The 18,267-nt window shown below is 45.0% G+C and carries 15 protein-coding genes; 9 read left to right on the top strand and 6 right to left on the bottom strand.

What is annotated here, in order from left to right; translation table 11 throughout:
- Nucleotides 1–57: 57 nt before the first annotated feature.
- From OEU88_RS11570 to OEU88_RS11580, 3 genes are all read left to right on the top strand, one after another.
- On the top strand, nt 58–3,741 hold the full coding sequence (locus OEU88_RS11570; protein ID WP_262695329.1) for a vitamin B12-dependent ribonucleotide reductase: 3,684 nt from the start codon (nt 58–60) through the stop codon (nt 3,739–3,741).
- Nucleotides 3,742–3,961: 220 nt separating this feature from the next.
- The gene (locus OEU88_RS11575) at nt 3,962–5,740 is read left to right on the top strand and encodes an EAL domain-containing protein (protein WP_262695330.1); all 1,779 of its coding nucleotides are present in this window, start codon (nt 3,962–3,964) and stop codon (nt 5,738–5,740) included.
- A 112-nt stretch (nt 5,741–5,852) separates the two neighbouring features.
- Complete coding sequence (locus OEU88_RS11580; RefSeq protein WP_262695331.1) at nt 5,853–6,497, top strand: DUF4389 domain-containing protein; 645 nt, start codon at nt 5,853–5,855, stop codon at nt 6,495–6,497.
- A gap of 117 nt (nt 6,498–6,614) precedes the next feature.
- Here the strand turns inward: OEU88_RS11580 and OEU88_RS11585 are convergent, their stop codons facing one another.
- Nucleotides 6,615–7,637 (bottom strand): glycerophosphodiester phosphodiesterase family protein, encoded by a 1,023-nt coding sequence (locus tag OEU88_RS11585; RefSeq protein ID WP_262695332.1) that lies wholly within the window; start codon nt 7,635–7,637, stop codon nt 6,615–6,617.
- Nucleotides 7,638–7,769: 132 nt separating this feature from the next.
- On the opposite strand from OEU88_RS11585, the gene OEU88_RS11590 reads away from it, so the two are divergent.
- Nucleotides 7,770–8,198 (top strand): hypothetical protein, encoded by a 429-nt coding sequence (locus tag OEU88_RS11590; protein WP_262695333.1) that lies wholly within the window; start codon nt 7,770–7,772, stop codon nt 8,196–8,198.
- Entirely contained in the window at nt 8,191–9,102 is a 912-nt protein-coding gene (locus tag OEU88_RS11595; RefSeq protein ID WP_262695334.1) for a sterol desaturase family protein, read from the top strand. The genes OEU88_RS11590 and OEU88_RS11595 overlap by 8 nt, the downstream gene beginning before the upstream one ends.
- Nucleotides 9,103–9,118: 16 nt before the next feature.
- Here OEU88_RS11595 and OEU88_RS11600 read toward each other — a convergent pair whose 3' ends face one another.
- A complete protein-coding gene (locus tag OEU88_RS11600) occupies nt 9,119–9,319 on the bottom strand; it encodes a SoxR reducing system RseC family protein (protein ID WP_262695335.1) in 201 nt (66 codons plus the stop codon).
- A gap of 160 nt (nt 9,320–9,479) precedes the next feature.
- Between OEU88_RS11600 and OEU88_RS11605 the strand changes: the two genes are divergently transcribed.
- Both OEU88_RS11605 and OEU88_RS11610 read left to right on the top strand, forming a co-directional pair.
- Nucleotides 9,480–10,661: a thiolase family protein gene (locus OEU88_RS11605; protein WP_262695336.1), complete on the top strand. Its 1,182-nt coding sequence runs from the start codon at nt 9,480–9,482 to the stop codon at nt 10,659–10,661.
- Nucleotides 10,662–10,711: 50 nt separating this feature from the next.
- Complete coding sequence (locus OEU88_RS11610; protein WP_262695337.1) at nt 10,712–11,845, top strand: acyl-CoA dehydrogenase family protein; 1,134 nt, start codon at nt 10,712–10,714, stop codon at nt 11,843–11,845.
- 20 nt (nt 11,846–11,865) lie between these two features.
- Here OEU88_RS11610 and OEU88_RS11615 read toward each other — a convergent pair whose 3' ends face one another.
- Complete coding sequence (locus tag OEU88_RS11615; RefSeq protein WP_262695338.1) at nt 11,866–12,660, bottom strand: patatin-like phospholipase family protein; 795 nt, start codon at nt 12,658–12,660, stop codon at nt 11,866–11,868.
- 57 nt (nt 12,661–12,717) lie between these two features.
- On the bottom strand, nt 12,718–13,320 hold the full coding sequence (gene mobA / locus OEU88_RS11620) for a molybdenum cofactor guanylyltransferase (protein ID WP_262695339.1): 603 nt from the start codon (nt 13,318–13,320) through the stop codon (nt 12,718–12,720).
- Between the two features lie 88 nt (nt 13,321–13,408).
- Between mobA and OEU88_RS11625 the strand changes: the two genes are divergently transcribed.
- Both OEU88_RS11625 and OEU88_RS11630 read left to right on the top strand, forming a co-directional pair.
- Nucleotides 13,409–15,613: an FdhF/YdeP family oxidoreductase gene (locus OEU88_RS11625; RefSeq protein ID WP_262695340.1), complete on the top strand. Its 2,205-nt coding sequence runs from the start codon at nt 13,409–13,411 to the stop codon at nt 15,611–15,613.
- Nucleotides 15,614–15,703: 90 nt separating this feature from the next.
- On the top strand, nt 15,704–16,261 hold the full coding sequence (locus OEU88_RS11630) for a DUF1579 family protein (RefSeq protein WP_262695341.1): 558 nt from the start codon (nt 15,704–15,706) through the stop codon (nt 16,259–16,261).
- Between the two features lie 23 nt (nt 16,262–16,284).
- Here OEU88_RS11630 and OEU88_RS11635 read toward each other — a convergent pair whose 3' ends face one another.
- Together OEU88_RS11635 and OEU88_RS11640 are read right to left on the bottom strand one after the other, a co-directional pair.
- The gene (locus OEU88_RS11635; protein ID WP_262695342.1) at nt 16,285–17,259 is read right to left on the bottom strand and encodes a TolB family protein; all 975 of its coding nucleotides are present in this window, start codon (nt 17,257–17,259) and stop codon (nt 16,285–16,287) included.
- Nucleotides 17,260–17,408: 149 nt separating this feature from the next.
- Nucleotides 17,409–18,140: a substrate-binding periplasmic protein gene (locus OEU88_RS11640; protein WP_317279136.1), complete on the bottom strand. Its 732-nt coding sequence runs from the start codon at nt 18,138–18,140 to the stop codon at nt 17,409–17,411.
- Between the last annotated feature and the right edge of the window lie 127 nt (nt 18,141–18,267).

Below are 18,267 nucleotides of genomic sequence, written 5' to 3' on the forward strand. Positions count from 1 at the left end.
CAGATTTGACCAATAGTGTTGTGCCCCAAACTACAATAATTTGTATGGGGAAATACTATGCGTATAGAGCGCCGTTTCACAAAAAATCAGCCTTGCCCATATGCGGCAATGGAATGGCGCAGCGCTGTTAGCGAAATCCGAAATCCAGACGGTACAACAGTATTTCATATGGACGGCGTTGAAGTGCCTGACAACTGGAGTCAGGTGGCGACAGATATTATTGCGCAAAAATACTTTCGCAAAGCTGGCGTACCTCAAGCACTAAAACCGGTAAAAGAGAAAGATGTCCCTAGCTGGCTTTGGCGCATGGAAGCCGACAAGAAAGCCTTGGCATCAATGCCCGAAGATAAACGGTACGGCAGCGAAAAAAGCAGCAAGCAAGTTTTTGACCGCCTAGCTGGCACCTGGACATATTGGGGCTGGAAAGGTGGCTATTTTGATGCAGAAGAAGATGCGCGTACTTTCTTTGATGAAATGCGCTTTATGCTCGCCTCACAAATGGCTGCACCTAATAGCCCACAATGGTTTAACACAGGCCTGCATTGGGCATACGGCATTGATGGTCCGGCACAAGGGCATCACTATGTTGATTTTAAAACCGGCAAACTAACGCGATCAAAAAGCTCTTACGAACATCCACAACCGCACGCATGCTTTATCCAGTCTGTTGCTGACGATCTGGTAAATGAAGGCGGCATTATGGACCTGTGGACACGGGAAGCCCGCCTTTTTAAATATGGCTCCGGTACAGGGTCAAACTTCTCTCATATTCGAGGTTCGGATGAAAGCTTGTCTGGTGGTGGTCATTCTTCTGGGCTTATGAGCTTTCTAAAAATTGGAGACAGGGCAGCTGGCGCTATCAAGTCTGGTGGAACAACACGCCGTGCCGCCAAAATGGTCGTTGTGGATATTGACCATCCCGATGTTGAAGAGTTCATCAACTGGAAAGTGATTGAAGAGCAAAAAGTTTCTGCTCTGGTTTCAGGCTCCAAGCTCAATGAACTACATCTCAATCGCATTATGAAAGCATGTCACGAAGCGAAACCTGACCTTGGTGATGCTGCATTTGAACCAAAGAATAATTCCTCTCTAAAACAAGAGATCATTGCGGCACGTAAAGTGATGATTCCTGAAAACTACGTGCAACGCGTTATTCAGTTTGCCAAACAAGGCTACGACTCAATTGATTTCAAAACATATGACACTGATTGGGACTCTGATGCTTATCTAACCGTATCTGGTCAAAACTCAAATAACTCCATTCGCGTTACCGACGACTTTATGCGTGCCATCAACACAGATGGTGATTGGTCTTTTATACGCAGAAATGATGGGTCTATACAGCGTACGGTTAAAGCAAAAGACTTGTGGCGTGATGTTGGTCACGCTGCCTGGGCTTGCGCAGACCCGGGCATTCAATTTCATACAACAATCAATGACTGGCATACGTGCCCTGAATCTGGTGCAATAAGAGCATCCAATCCCTGCTCCGAATATATGTTTCTGGACGACACAGCCTGTAATCTTGCGTCATTGAACCTCATGACCTTCCGTAACGTGGACGGTACATTTGCGGTAGAGAACTTCAAACACGGCGTGCGTTTGTGGACTATGGTTCTTGAAATTTCAGTTCTCATGGCACAGTTCCCGTCCAAAGAGATCGCTCAACTATCATATGAATACCGCACACTCGGTATAGGGTACGCGAACATCGGCGGCCTGCTAATGAGCATTGGCTTGTCATATGACAGCGAAGATGGTCGTGCACTATGTGGCGCTATCACGGCATTAATGACCGGTGAAAGCTATGCAACAAGCGCTGAAATGGCATCTGAGCTTGGTTCTTTCCCGGGCTATGAAAAAAATAAAGATCATATGCTGCGTGTTATTCGCAACCACCGCCGCGCTGCGTATGGTCAGAGTGATGGTTATGAAAACTTAAATACTAACCCTGTTCCATTAGACATTGCCAATTGCCCTGATCAATTGATCACTGTTGCCGCTGCCGATGCATGGGACCGTGCGCTTGAGATTGGTGAGCAGCACGGATATCGCAATGCGCAGTCATCTGTGATTGCACCAACAGGCACAATTGGCCTGGTGATGGACTGCGATACCACTGGAATTGAACCAGACTTTGCTCTGGTAAAATTCAAAAAGCTCGCCGGTGGCGGTTACTTTAAAATTATTAACCGCGTGGTGCCACAAGCATTGAAGGTTCTTGGTTATACCGAAGAACAGGCGAAAGAAATCGAAGGGTATGCGGTTGGTCATTCAACGCTGAAGAATGCGCCTGCGGTAAATCATAAATCACTCTTGTCAAAAGGTTTTACAAACCGGGAAATAGACCTGATTGAGGCGCAACTAAAGAACGCGTATGACATTAAGTTTGTATTCAATCATTGGACGCTGGGTGAAGAGTTCTGCAAGAATGTTCTTGGTTTAACTGACGAGCAACTGGGCGATTACACATTCGATTTGCTGGCAGCTATTGGCTTCAGCAAAGCCGACATCGAAGCTGCAAACATTTATTGCTGCGGAGCAATGACACTTGAAAAAGCACCGCATCTAAAAGAAGAACATTACAGCGTATTTGATTGCGCGAACCCTTGCGGCAAAATTGGTAAACGCTCGCTTTCATGGGAAAGTCACATTCGCATGATGGCCGCAGCTCAACCATTTATTTCTGGTGCTATCTCAAAAACCATCAACATGCCAAATAGTGCCAATGTTGATGAATGCATGGCGGCATATGAACTCAGTTGGTCACTTGCCCTTAAGGCCAACGCATTATACCGGGACGGTTCTAAACTTAGTCAACCGCTTAGTGCCGCGTTGCTTGACGACGAGGACCTGACTGAAACTATTGAAGACAAATCTCTTGCCGAGCGCGCAGAGATTGTGACTGAAAGAATTGTTGAACGAATTGTTGAAGTAGAGAGAGCAGCTAGTGTTAAGCGCAATCGTTTGCCTGAACGCCGGAAGGGTTACACACAAAAAGCGATTGTTGGCGGTCATAAAGTCTACTTGCGAACCGGAGAATATGATGACGGCTCTGTTGGTGAAATCTTCATTGATATGCACAAAGAAGGCGCCGCGTTCCGTTCACTTATGAATAACTTCGCAATTGCTATTTCAATTGGCCTTCAATACGGCGTACCACTTGAAGAGTTTGTCGATGCATTCACATTCACGCGTTTCGAGCCATTCGGTCGTGTTGAAGGAAATGATTCGATCAAAATGTCTACATCATTGCTTGATTATATCTTCCGCGAACTTGCAATCTCCTACCTGGGCCGTGATGACCTTTCACACGCAACACCAGCGGACCTGCAGCATGACACAACTGGCCGTGGGGACAAAAATGACGGCTTGCCTACACTAGATGAAGATGTTTCCGAGGCCCTGGAGCGTGTTCAAAAACTCGCTTCCACGGGATATGTACGTGGCAGTAACCTGGTTGTTTTGAAAAACAAGACCAAAACAAAATCACCCAAGAAAACCAAAGAAAATGAGCTTGAGACAGTTATGGCTGCAACAGGCACGTCTGGAGCTGCATCAATTGAGATTGCATCCGCAATGAAAAACGGAGCGACAGACGCAACAACACATGCGCGCACCGAAGCACGCATGAAAGGGTACGAAGGGGACGCCTGCGGAGAATGCGGCAATTTCACCCTCGTTCGTAATGGAACGTGCATGAAATGTGATACATGCGGTGGTACGAGTGGGTGCAGCTAGCGCTCACCAACCGTTTATAGATTATGATTCTACCACCCACTAACCCGTCCCTGTGGGTGGTCATCTTGGGGAAGGTTCGCCTTCCCCTTTTTTACAACTTAAGCGAAAATAATTAACGAAATCACGGCTTCATTTACCAAATATTTACCCACTTGAATGATAGTGTAGTGAACATCAGTAAGTTTCCGCTGATAAAGCGTGTTCTGCAAAGGGTTCTGGGTTGCTAGTAGAGCAAAATGTTGCGAAGCAAATAGAGGGAATGGTTTCACCAAGTGCGAAACCACATGTCAGTGACAATTTGATTCAGCAATTTTCAAAAAACGAAGCTATTCTCGAAAATTTGCCGTTTGGGGTTATGAGTTTCAACATCGACCCATCCGGCGATGTTATTGCTTTGTCGGCTAATCGCCTGGCCCGTCAGTTATTTTCTATCGAAACCAATAATACTCTCCCTATGTCTCTCAATTCATTGTGGGCCTCTGACGACAACAAGACGTTTCATAAAAGCTTGCGAGAAACAGGGTTGAAGCAACGGGACATGACGCTGGAGTGGACCAAGCGTAGTGCCCAGATAGAGCACCACCTTGTTAGTCGCCTGCAAGTGGTTGTCACCGAAAATCAGGATAATTCGTACATAATTTGCACGATTGAAGATCAAACAGCGGAAAAATTATCTGAACAAAATATAATGCATCACGCATTTCATGATGCATTAACCGGCCAACCAAATCGCGTCCTGTTTCGCAACAAACTGGAAGAAGCCGTAATTGATAGTGAACGTGGCGGTGAACAAGCCGGATGCGCAGTATTGATTATTAATATAGACCGTTTTCAACAAATTAACGAAAGTTTTGGCCATAGCGCAGGTGATCGTTTTCTCATCTCCATGGCGTCTACATTGCGGCGTTGTATTGGAAGTACAGACATGCTGGCCCGGCTTTCAGGCGATGAATTTGCGGTATTGATGCCTGGTATGCAGCGCGTTAGAGCTGTTGAAGAAGTGAGCGAACGTATTCATGATGCCATGCGCCAGCCATACGACCTTGACGGTAACGAGATATTCACCTCGGTTTCCATTGGCGTTGCCACCACTATCTCAAGCGAGACACATCCTGAAGATCTAATCCGGGATGCTGACTTTGCAATGCATCGTGCTAAATTGGCAGGAAAAGCTAGAACAGAGATATATAAGCGCGACGCACACCTGCGTGTACGTAGCCAGTTTCACTTGGAAACTGAATTACGCCGAGCTGTAGAGCGCGAGGAATTAGAATTATATTACCAACCCATCATTGACCTTCGAACAGCAGAGTTACATGGTTTCGAGGCGCTAACACGTTGGAAACACAAAGAGCGCGGCTTTGTTTCCCCTGTTGAATTTATCGAGCTAGCTGAAGAAACAGGCATTATCGTGCCTCTTGGTCGATGGGCCATTGATGCTGCATGTCAATGTATCAAAAAGTGGTCCGTAACACTTGGTCACTCACGAGCTGTGCCAGTAAATGTCAATGTCTCAGGTGTTCAATTTGCACGAGATGACGTAGCGCAAGTCGTTGAAGATACGCTTAAAAAATATGATTTACCCGGTGATCTGCTACGTATCGAGCTAACAGAAAGCTCGATCATGGCTAACCCAGAGCTTATATCTCAATCGCTTGCTCGCATTCGCGCATTGGGCGTTAAAGTTGCTCTCGATGATTTTGGTACAGGTTATTCTTCACTTAATTACCTGCACCAGTTCCCGATAGACATAATCAAAATTGATCGCAGTTTTATTAATCAGCTTAAACGCGGCAATACACAGTTCATGATTCTGGAAATGATTGCCATGCTGGCAAGTAATCTTGGTCACGAAGTTGTTGCCGAAGGGCTGGAAGGCACAGACCACATTGACATGGTTGCAGAAATGGGCTTCCACTTCGCCCAAGGATACTATTACTCCAAACCGGTAAGTGCACTAGACGCCATTGAGCTCGTAAAGGGCAATCTTACTTGGTGACTAAATGTATCAGGGCGGTTTTAATGATCACAACTGAACAACCCCACTCCCTTGAAGTTGAGATGAAAACTCCCACATATGTTGGGTAACATCGCTAAACTGTGAGGACATCATGAGCGAAGAAAATTCAAAAGAAGCTGACACAAAAAAAACACCGGCTAAAAAAGCAGGAACACGCTCAACAGCGACGACGTCAAAAGCAACAAAGGCCAAGCCGGCCGCAAAAAAAACAGCCGCTAGGAAAACACCTGCGAAAAAATCAACAACAACAAAGCCAACTACAGCCAAAACCACAAAACCGCGAGCAAAAGCAGCGACGACAACACCTGAAAAAACCAAGGCTGATGAAGATAAGGCTAAAGAAAATTCTACGCAGAAAACAACAGACACGACAGAAAATGCCTCTGCTAAAGAAGAAGCTCATTTTGACACAAAAAATAGCAACCAAACTGACAACAAACCGGATACAGCTCAAATTATAGACGACCTCAAAGGTCGTGATTGGCCGCAAATTATCAAGCGCGCACTATTAATGTTTTTCTTTGGTGTGTTGGGTTCATTTGCACTTTACCTGTCGTTTGTTTTGGCTGTGGCTCAAGTTGGCTTCTCAATATTTTTGGGCCAACCAAACGAAGCGCTTACACGCGTAATGCGTCAATGTGCCCTTTATATTCGTGATGTTCTCGATTATCTCAGCTTCGCTTCAGATGAATGTCCGTTCCCATTTGGCAGAGATTTGCCGGACGCGGATCAATAGAGAAAAATGCTGCTGGGCAATTTACATGTTGCCCGCAGCAAACAATGCCTCAACAGCGATCCGAAGAACAATCATAAAAACTAAAGCTGTGATTAAACCTTTAGAAAAATCAAGCATTTAATCAATTTCCTTTGACAGTAAATTAACACTGTTACGCACAGCCACAGCTGTGTCCGGGAAGTCGGTAAAAATACCATCGACAGGCAGTGTCAGAAGCGTTTTAATTTCCTGCGATACATTATGCACACCTTTCGGTAGCGAGTCATCTCTCACAGTCCATACATGTATAAGTTTGCCCGCAGCATGAATTTTTTCAGTTAGCCCATTTGGGCGCATTTCTGCATCAAACAAAAGCGCTTTGTATAGCCCAAAGCCATCAACAAAACTGAAATATGGATCAAGCGGGCCATCCAATATGTACGCATCATTGGATGCGTTTGGTTTTCCCGACACCAAATAAACAAGCGGCGCTTTAGTAAGCGGCGCTAATTCGCGTAAGAAATTACCATCAAAACACTGAAAGAAAACAGGAATGCCGGCATCAATCAAAGCGTCAAGCCTTGCAGCTAACTTGAGTGCAAGCTTTGCATCAATTTCACCTTTAAAAACTTGAGGTCGCTTCATTTCAATGTGCAGACCTACCTGACGGTCAGACGATTGCACCAGTGAAACAATTTCATCAAGCGTTGGTATATCAAACAAACCATCATAGTCTTTGCTACGACCTTTAAACGCTTGAACAGCCTTCAAGGTTTTCAATTCTGCTAATGTAAAATCAAAAATAAACCAGTCATCATGCCCATCAATAATACGCTTTCTATCAGCAAACTCAGGCCGATTAGCCACATCTGTTGTTGTTGAAAGATAAACATCATGACGGGCAACAAAAACACCGTCTTTTGTCATAACCAAATCAGGTTCGATATAATCTGCACCCTGCTCGATGCCTAATGTATATGAAGCTATTGTATGTTCGGGCCGGTAACCACTTGCGCCGCGGTGTGCAATAATGATGGCTTCATCAGCATGTAAAACACTAGCTTGCGGCGTCGTTGTTATAACAAAAGCTAACGCAATAACCCCAACAACATACCGTGCCGCATAGCTTGTCTTGAAACTAAAAGGTAAAACAAATCGCATGATTTATATCTTTCATTATATTGCTGTCGCTATGGTTTGGCTTCCATAAATAATACTCTATCGTTACATCATTCTTATTGCAGCTTTGATTTTTGAAAATTTGTATTATCTTTTTAAGTACAAGGAAAAATCATGGATGTAATGCAATTAGCCGGTTCTTTAATCGCAATTCTCTTAGTGGCGTATTTGGCAAAGTACCTTTTCCCAAATGCAACGCCGTTAACGACAGAACGCGCCATACGTAACCTTAAAAGATATTGCCCAGAAATCCCTGACCTGCATATTGAAAACGCACATTACTTTATTTCAGAGACAGACGATTCTGCGATCGCGTTGATACCAGATGACTTTGGCATTGCCGTACTCAAGCAAATGGGTGACCGGATAACTGTCAGGCATTTTGATAACATATCTGAACTTTCGGTAGAAAAAACAAGTGATTCTGTTCGCGTCGTTATGGATGATTTTACACTGGCATCAGTGAAACTTAAATTAACCGCAGAGCAAATAGCCTCCATACTGTCGGTAACGAATGATACCAAGGAAACTGTCCATGCTTGATCTTCCGCAGCCAACTCAAGTTGCCGTACCGCTATTCGTTGCTTTCATATTGGTAGAAATGATTCACGGTTGGCGTTCCGGCCGCATTAAATATGAAGGTAGAGACACTTTAACATCATTGATTATGGGGCTGGGAAGCACCGTTGCTGGCGCACTAACGGCTACACTTGCCGTTGGTTTTGCATACTGGGTATGGACAAACTTTGCCCTTTTCGACTTCGGCACAGCATTGTGGGTGTTTGTATTGGCTTTCATCCTTGATGATCTGGCTTATTATTGGGTGCACCGTATGGGGCACCGCATGCGATGGATGTGGGCTGCGCATGTTATTCACCATTCCAGCCAACACTACAATTTATCTACAGCTTTGCGACAAACCTGGACTGGCCAGCTAACGCCGGGCATTCTGTTTCGCGCGCCAATCTTCCTTCTCGGTATTGACCCTGCAATTGTTTTTTTCTGTGCGGGAATAAATCTTGTATATCAATTCTGGATCCATACGGAAGCAATTGACCGTATGCCTCGCTGGTTCGAAGCTGTCATGAATACGCCCAGCCATCACCGTGTGCATCATGCGAATAACCCTCGGTATCTGGATGCTAATTATGCTGGCGTGTTTATGATATGGGACAAAATATTTGGTACATACATACCTGAAGAGAGGTCGGAGCCATGCCGTTATGGTCTTGTGACTGACCTTGGTACGTTTAACCCATTGCGTGTGGCATTTCATGAATGGGTTGGCATCTTTAAAGATATTTGGGGCGCAAACAAATGGAAAGATCGTGTTTTATTCTTGTTAGCTCCACCAGGCTGGACACCTGACGGCAGCCGCATGACAAGCGATATGATCAAGACAGCATGGCGGGAACGAAAAGAGGCAAGCAAAGCACCAGCAGAATAAACTGCCTGAATACTTCCTAGTTATCTTCAGGCTTTCGGCTTGTATCGCCCTCTTTATTAGCTGCGGCTTTATCAATCACAAAACCAAGCAACCCACCAATAACGCCGCCAGCAATAGCTTCTATGCTTGCCAGGAACGGCAACCACTGGCCTAAAACTGCGCCAGCAATCAACCCAGCAAAAACAAAAAATCCTGTAACTGTCGGTCTTCTATACATAAAGAACGTCCTTTCTTCGCTGGTTATAAACATGCACACCAAATCGTCAATGAATTAAGGCTTGCGAAAAGCCACTATTTTAGCCATTGTCCGCCCAAATATATGGCCGTTTGGCAAACCTGCGCATTCCCCATAGCGCACAGGAAATGGAGTAACCATTATGTCTAAAGAAAATATCGTAATTGTCGGCATGGCTCGTACCCCAATGGGTGGCTTACTCGGCGACTTGTCTTCAGTGCCTGCATCTGAATTAGGTGCAGCCGCTATCGACGGCGCATTGAAAAACGCAGGCATCGATGGTGCTGATGTTACAGAAACAATTATGGGATGTGTATTACCTGCAGGACAAGGTCAGGCGCCTGCCCGCCAAGCCAGTAAAAAAGCAGGCATTCCAGATGCAGTCGGGGCTGTAACAGTTAATAAAATGTGCGGTTCAGGCATGAAAGCAATGATGCAGGCGCATGACAGTTTGATTGCTGGCTCAAACGATATCGTTGTTGCCGGTGGTATGGAGAGCATGTCGCTCGCCCCGCATATGATGCCAAACGCGCGCACAGGCATTAAATACGGTAACAGCCAAATCATCGACCATATGGCACTTGATGGCCTCACTGACGCTTATGAAGGTGAACCTATGGGCGTTTTCGCTGAACTATGCGCCGAGCATTATCAATTCACACGTGAAGCACAAGATGCATATTCAATTGAGTCGCTAAAGCGTGCACAAAATGCCATCGAAAACGGTGATTTTGAAGATGAGGTTGTGCCTGTAACAATCAAATCTCGTCGCGGTGACAGTGAAATTGTTATCGACGAACAGCCGGGCAAAGCACGCTTAGATAAAATTCCAACACTACGTCCTGCCTTCAAGAAAGACGGGACAGTAACAGCTGCCAATGCCAGCTCCATTTCTGACGGCGCTGCCGCCGTTATTATGATGACAGAATCAGAAGCCACACGACGTGGCTTGACACCACTTGCAACTGTTCGCGCACACACAACACATGCGCACGCACCAGAATGGTTCACAACAGCCCCTGTTAAAGCCGTTGAAGCTGCAATGGAAAAAGCCGGTTGGACTGCCGATGATGTTGATCTGTTCGAGATTAACGAAGCTTTTGCTGTTGTGCCTATGGCAGCGATGCAAGAACTTGGCCTGGACCATGCCAAAGTCAATGTAAATGGCGGTGCCTGTGCACTTGGCCACCCTATCGGTGCATCAGGTGCCCGCATCTGCGTAACCCTTATCAATGCTCTTAAAAAACGTGGCTTGAAAAAAGGCATTGCCAGCTTGTGTATAGGTGGCGGCGAAGCAACAGCAATGGCAATTGAATTGAACTAACACGCGTTCGCACTCATATCTCTAAAACTACTGTTAAAGCGAGACGGCAAATGATGTTAACTGAAGACCAACGTATGGTGCGTGATATGGCGCGAGCTTTTGCGCAGGATCAAATTGCACCACGTGCCAGTGAATGGGAAAAAGCAGGCATCATTCCAGAAGACTTTCTGCGCGAAATGGGTGCTTTAGGCCTGATGGGCATGACAATTCCTGAAAAATGGGACGGCGCGGCCACAGATTACACATCATATGCACTCGCTCTTATGGAGGTTGCTGCTGGTGACGGTGGCCTTTCAACACTGATGAGTGTAACAAATGCACCTGTTGGCGCAGCTATTCTGGCCAACGGTACAGATGAACAGAAAGAACGCTTCCTCAAACCACTTGCACGTGGTGAAATGATTGGCGCTTTTTGTCTGACTGAACCCCAAGCAGGCTCAGATGCTTCTCAACTAAAAACCAAGGCAGAACGCACGAATAGCGGATGGAAAATTAACGGTACGAAACAATTTATTACATCCGGTAAAATTGGTGGTGTTGCCATTGTCTTTGCGGTTACTGATCCATCTGCGGGTAAACGTGGTTTGTCTGCTTTTCTAGTGCCTACCGATACGCCAGGCTACAATGTTGCCAGCACTGAACAAAAGCTTGGCCAAAAATCTTCCGACACTTGTCAGATCAATTTTGATGATATGGAAATACCAACTGATTGCCTGATGGGTAACGAAGGCGATGGTTACAAAATTGCACTATCAAACCTAGAGACGGGGCGCATTGGTATTGCTGCTCAAGCTGTTGGCATGGCACGGGCCGCTTATGACTATGCTCTCGCTTACGCCAAGGAACGTGAAACCTTTGGCAAGCCAATCATAGACCATCAGGCGGTTGGTTTTCGTCTTTCGGATATGGCAACAGAACTACAAGCGGCAGAACTGATGGTGCTAAACGCTGCCAGCAAACGCGATGCCGGTGAACCTTGCTTGAAAGAAGCCTGCATGGCTAAACTTTTTGCCAGTGAAACTGCCGAGAAAATATGTTCAGCAGCTATTCAGGTGCTGGGTGGTTATGGTTATCTGTCTGAGTATCCAGTGGAGCGTATCTACCGTGACGTTAAAGTCTGTCAAATCTACGAAGGCACGTCAGATATCCAGCGCATTGTCATTACGCGTGAGATTAAGAAATAACCGTAAATATTTGTAATTAATTAAGTTATACTGTCCATCACATCGTATGCAGCAGCCTTACCTAATGCGATTAACTCATCTGCACGCGTGAAGTCAGCCATATCAATGTGACCAATACGCGGTGTAATCACAACATCAGGCTTATCTACTTTAAGGTTCGCTTGCGTCAGTGAGTGCAAGGCCATTGACCACCCTGCTCTCGCTGTTTTCATTGCTGCAAGCGAAGGCAGTTTCATGGCAGGATCAAACCCTAAACGTTGTGACTTGCCTTCGTAATCACCTTGCAAATCAACGGCTATGATAAAGTCTGCCCCTAAATCACGCAGTGGTTGAACAGGAACAGGGTCTACAACGCCGCCGTCAACCAACAATAAACTCTCAGTAGCGACAGGCGGCAACATACCCGGAATAGCTGACGATGCACGCACAGCCGTCACCACATCACCGTCTTGCATAGCGACCCTGTCACCCGAATAAACATCGGCTGCTACTGCAACAAAAGGCAGTTTCAGTTCCTCAAAAGTCTTGTAGTTTAAATGTTTACGTAATTTCTGTTCGATTTTTCCCGCGCCTATCAGGCCGCCCTTCTTGAAACCAAACTCGCCCATTGTCAGCATTTCGCGTAGCGTTATCTCACGCGCAACTTCTTCAAGCTCATCAACGATACCTGCAGCAATACAAGCCCCAACGATAGCTCCAATGCTCGTGCCGGAAATCATGTCTACTTTGACGCCTTCGGCTTCAAACGCACGAAATACACCAATGTGTGCCCACCCAAGCCCGGCGCCGCCGCCAAGTGCAATACCAGTTTTCACGCGCAATTCCTTTTTCTTTTAGAAGTGGGCACAACATACTCGGGTTGCAAGGTTTTGCTAAAAAATATCATGATTTTCTTTGATGATTTTCTCTGCTATTTCAATATCTTGTATCGTATTTATATTGAAAAATCGCGAATGTTTTTCTAGGCGGAAATTAACTTCTTTAACTTTTAATATATCCAGCATGTGGTTAACGGTTCTGACACCATCGTTGTTGAATGCGTTGAGAAATACGGGCAAACAATCAACTGGCCATAGAGTACATAAGCCATGCCGCTGTCCGTTTTCTGAAACACAAGCAGGAGCTTCACCGGAGAAGCTGGCCAATAATTTACTCGTTAGATCATGCGGAAAAAATGGCACATCAACCGGCATGGTAATTAAAGCATTTGCACTCACCGCCTTTGCCCAGTCCAAACCCAGTAAAACACCACCAAGTGGCCCGACTTTACCCGCGGATTCTTCAGGCTCATGTAAAATTTTGTAATCACTGACAACACAATTACGGGGCAAATTCACTGCCAGACAGTCAACTTGTGATGAAAAGCGATATACGGCATGATCAATTAGCGGTGTTCCACCCAAATTTCGCTGGAATTTATGCTCCCCAAGCCTGTTCGACCTTCCTCCCGCTAAAATCAGTCCTGCTATTTTCATTTCTAGTGCCGTGTTGTTTGTGTGTATAAAAGGACAGTCAGCTAATTTGCAGGTTTTCGCAAGATTAATACCTATGGGGAGCGATTATATGACCACCAACGCCAAAGCCAATTCACCCATTGTTGGTGGCGGCGTAAAGAAGGTGATATACACACTCAATACTGTAAGAAAAATGGGTGTGAAAAAAGCCGCCAAGGCGCTTAATTCAAACAACACTTGCAAGGCTTGTGCACTTGGCATGGGTGGGCAAATGGGCGGCATGACCAACGAACTGGGCGAATTCCCATCGGTCTGCAACAAAAGCGTTCAGGCTCAATCAAGCGATACGCAACCCGCCATTCCTGCTGAGATATTTCAACACTCGATTAACGAACTTAAAGAGCTTGATGGCCGAGAGATGGAACATTTGGGCCGCCTCAACACACCATTATATAAAAAAGCCGGAGAGGATCATTATCAACCGCTGTCATGGGATGAAGCCATGAATATTGCGATCACGCGCTTGAAAAACACGGACCCACACCGCAGCTTCTTTTATTCATCGGGGCGTTCTTCAAATGAAGCTGCTTTTATCTTTCAGTTATTTGCGCGTCTTTTTGGCACCAACAACGTGAATAACTGCTCTTATTATTGCCACCAAGCAACCAGTGTTGCTCTTGGTAGTACCATCGGCACTGGTACGGCAACAATTGAACTCGAAGACCTTAATGGTTGCGATCTAATTTTTGTTGTTGGCGCAAATCCTTCCTCTAATCATCCACGGTTCATTCATAAATTAAAAGCATGCCGCGAACGTGGCGGAGAGGTTATTATTATCAATCCGGCAAAAGAGCCTGGATTGATAAAATTTGCGGTTCCCAAGAGCCCCAAATCATTGCTAACCGGCGGGAGTGATATAGCGTCAGCATATATGCAGCCAAATATCGGCTCTGACGTTGCTGTATTTACCGGTATTGCCAAGACAATTCTTGAAAAGGGCAAAGAAAACCATGACTTTATCGAAAACCATACCAATGGATTTGATGCATTCCGCACACATGTCACTCAGACAAGTTGGGATGATATCCTTTCTATTACTGGCTTAAAAAAAGCAGCATTTGAAGATATCGCAGACCGCTATGCCCGATCCAACAACGCAGTGTTTGCATGGGGCATGGGTTTAACTCATCATCTTAATGGTGTTGAAAATATCGAATGCTTGGCAAATTTAGCCATTTTACGCGGAATGGTTGGCAGGCCCAATGCCGGTTTACTACCACTAAGAGGCCACTCAAATGTGCAGGGCATTGGTACAATTGGTGTTAAACCAGTACTTGCTGACGACGTTTTCAGCAGTATCGAACAAAATCTGTCAGTGCAGTTACCAACCGAAGAAGGCATGGACACCATGGCCTGTATGCAAGCTGCAGAGCGCGGCGAAATAGACGCCGCAATAATTATGGCTGGTAACTTATTTGCAGCAAACCCCAACTCGAAATGGAGCCAACGCGCGCTCAACAAAGTGGGCTTCAAGCTCTTTCTTACAACAACATTAAATCAAGGGCACGTGAACGGTGTAGAAGACGGTGAAAACCTCATATTACCAGTTACAGCACGCGATGAAGAATGGTCCCCAACAACGCAGGAAAGCATGTTTAACTTTGTACGCCTAAGCAGCGGCGGGATTTTACGCCATGATTGTGTAAGGCCTGAAAGTGTTATCTTGTGCGATATTGCTGATGGTGTTCTACCCAACAGCTCTTTCAAATTTGCACCTTTTAAAAACCACAGCAAAACCAGAGAGGCAATTGCAGCAACAGTTCCAGGCATGGAAGCACTTGCTGATATTGATGTGGCGAAGAAAGAATTTCATATAACTGGGCGTATTTTTCACACACCGAAATTTAAAACACCATCAGGCAAAGCCCAGTTCATATGTTGCCCTATACCGGCGGCAAACATGACAGTATTACAAGACTATCCGTTTAAACTATCCAGCATACGCAGCGAAGGCCAATTTAACTCTATTATATACGAAAACCACGATACATACCGACAAACCGATAATCGCTGGTGTGTCTTGATGAACGCCACGGATATTGATGCATTAGGTATTGGTAAAGGTCAGAAAGTTACTGTCTTGTCAGAGCACGGGGTAATGCATGCTGTGCACGTCTATTCATACGACGTACCTTCCGGCAACATCCTCGCCTATTATCCGGAAGCAAATGCTTTAACAGGAACAGCTGTAGATGCTCGTAGTAAAACACCGTCTTTTAAAAATACCGCGGTACGCATTGATATAGCCCACTAGACTTACGCTTAATCCCAATTTGGGCCTTGGGCACACCATTTAAGCCCAAACTATTTTATCTATTCGCTTCTTGAAAGAGAGGGTAGATAAATGAAAAAAATATATACACTACTGACGATCATTATCGGATTTTGCTTGCCTTCAACAGCGCAAGATTCTGTACCAGAAGTTTCAAAAGCACCATTGGCTGCCATGGCTAAATTATCACCTATTATGGGTGAATGGCAGATGACCGCAGAATATTCAGCTGACGATGGCAAGACGTGGCAAGAAGGCTCGCCGGAAAAAGTGAGCGTTGCATTCCGCCAAAAGGGCATGGTGCTGCGTGAATTACCGTTAGAAACCGACAAGCCAGGTTTTCATACCGAAACATATATTGGCTATGATCAATACCGAAATGTTTATCGTTTAATCGCATTCGATGATGTTTGGGGTTTACCTGATGTTTATGAAGGCACCATTGAAGATAACAAACTTATTGTTACGAACCTAAAATCGGGCTCACTCTTTAAAATGGGCGACGACTTGTGGCGTGGGTTCAAAATCACGATTGAACTTAAAGCCAACAACCGCGTGATGACTGTTGATAAAACAGACGATATGGGGAAAAGCTGGCAGCCCAACTTTCGCATTACATATGCAAAGTAATTAGCTAGAAACTAATAGTAAATCTAATCGCTGACTTTGTACCAAAACGGGTGCAAGTCAGCGCCTTTGTGACTTGTAAGTCTAACTATCTCACTAGTTTCCAACGATACGGTGTATATATCTGCATTTCCTTTGTCTTGGTAATCGGCAGTAAACGCTATCCATTTTCCGTCTGGCGACACATTGGTTTCGTACTGCCAATGTGAGAATGTATCCCCAATACTATGCAGACCTTTGTTTTTGCTCTGTGTTATGTTTTGAGCCTCTGTGCCATCAACGCGCATTTTCCATACGTCTACGTATCCTTCTTGGTCCTGGTGCATATATGCAATCCAGTTACCATCGGGGAACCAACTTGGTGCAAAAGACGGAGTATTTAAATTGGTTAAACGCATATGCTCTGAACCGCTTTTCTTCATCCGCATGACCCCAAGGCCATTATCAACAAAGGCATCATAAAGAAGGTAGTGCCCATCAGGTGAAAACGACAGGTTGCGAATATGTTCTTTGTTATTCGAAGTTAAGGCTCTGTTGTTGCTGCCATCAGCATTAATTATAAAAGCGGCGGCATTACCGCGAAAATATGGGCCACTTCCATTGACTATACGGCGGTAAACAATTGTTATTCCATCAGGGGACCAAGCGGGGTCATAGACATATTGTGGGTCCATCGTTAAACGGCGAATATTTCGACCGTCCAAATCGGATATGGCTATTTTCCAGCCGCCATAGCGATATGTTGTAAATGCAATATGTTTACCATCAGGTGAAACGGATGCTTCATATTCACCCCGCCCTCTCACGGCAGCAGGTACATGAAGCTGCAGAAGGCTACCATCAGCAAGCATACTATGCAGAGCAAGTGTACCGCTGCTTTTCTCTGAAGAAAAAAGAATGCGCACATTTTCATCAACAGTGGATTCAGCTGAAACTACAGTGGCACCAAGCACTACCACAAAGCTAAATGCAGCACTTATTCTATGTATGTTAATATTCACAACTCTTTCCTCAGCTACTTCATGAACTCATATCAGAAAGAGGATCAGCACCAAAAACGAACATAACAAAGCAGTAAAAATACTGTATCAACCGTGGAATGGCCTAACGAATTGGTTAAGAAGGAAAATTCTACAGGATTACTTATCTACTATTTGTATTTCTCTTTGATACGATTCAAAACACCTTCTGCATCAAGAGACTTAAGCGCCGCATTAAACTTATCGCGAATGTCGGCATCTTTAAAACCGACAAACGCAGGAACGCTGGGTATAAAGTTGTGTGTGCGGTATGTACTCGTCTTATCACGGTCTAGTATTTGCTTCCAATGGTGTAAAAATATATAGCGGTCAAGAATGACAACATCAGTACGGTTTCTAGCCAATAACTTCGGTAAAGCCGTCATATCCTTGATTTCTATGTACTTATTTCGCTCAGTAACTTCTTTGAAACTCTCACCAAAATAACCAACCGCACCTTGAAAAGTCATTACCCGCAAACCAACAATGTCCCGAAATGAATGAAACCTATGAGCACTATTTTCTAAACTGAATACTGTGGGCAGGTAATCAACAACTGGCTGCGATATATAATATCCGTTGCTGTCATGTTCGAAAAAGGTTGGCACAACAATATCCGCGACACCACTCTTCACCGCCCTCTTCGCTCGTGCCAGGCTCATATATTCAACTTGAAAAGTATATCCGGCCTCAGCAAGAACTGCGCGCACAATGTCAATATCCAAGCCACCATCATTTGACTGAATCATATGCGGGGGACCATCGTCTGTCACAAGCTTAAGGTCAGTGGCCGCTACAACAGCAGACACACTTAACAAAAAACATAGTAAAAAAACTTTTGAGAGCCTGTTTAACACATTCACGCCATTTTATTCTTACTTAAGTAAAATTTATACTACCATAACGTGAATTCATAATGAATAAACTCTTGCTACCTTCATCATGTCAGGCGCTACACCACAGAGGCTTTCACAAAAATAGACTAATTAT

The organism is Kordiimonas aquimaris, from assembly GCF_025574485.1.
GTDB lineage: Bacteria > Pseudomonadota > Alphaproteobacteria > Sphingomonadales > Kordiimonadaceae > Kordiimonas > Kordiimonas aquimaris.